1 protein-coding gene is annotated in these 361 nt (G+C 72.3%); it reads right to left on the bottom strand.

Features of this window, described 5'->3' with window-relative positions; genetic code table 11:
• Positions 1–361 (bottom strand): acyclic terpene utilization AtuA family protein (locus tag H928_RS33700; protein ID WP_043341315.1); only part of this gene is annotated, 361 nt, incomplete at both ends.

Genomic DNA, 361 nt, shown 5'->3' with positions numbered 1-361 from the left:
GTAGCCGGGGTCGGCGAAATAGCCGCCGCTCACCTGGGTGCCGCATTCCAGCAGATGCCCAGCCATCGTCGCGCGGGCCAGGCGGTCCCAGTCGTCCCAGGCCCAGCCAAAATGCGCCATCGCCGGGCCCAGCACCAGCGAGGGGTCGGCCACCCGGCCGCAGACCACGATATCGGCGCCTGCCAGCAAGGCCTCGGCAATCGGCCGCGCACCAATATAGGCATTGGCGCTGACCAGCGGCTGCTCGGGCATCTGCGCACCCAGCGCCTGGGCCAGCATGGGCCGGTGGGCCGGGCCACTCAGGTCATCGCCCTGCACCACGGCAATACGGGGCGCGCGCAGGCCCAGGCTGCGCGCCAGC

The sequence above is a fragment of the Comamonas sp. B-9 genome, assembly GCF_000410635.1.
In the GTDB taxonomy this organism is placed as follows: domain Bacteria; phylum Pseudomonadota; class Gammaproteobacteria; order Burkholderiales; family Burkholderiaceae_C; genus Comamonas.
Note: the sequence above shows the minus strand (reverse complement) of the source record. Positions and strands in the feature narration are given on the sequence as shown.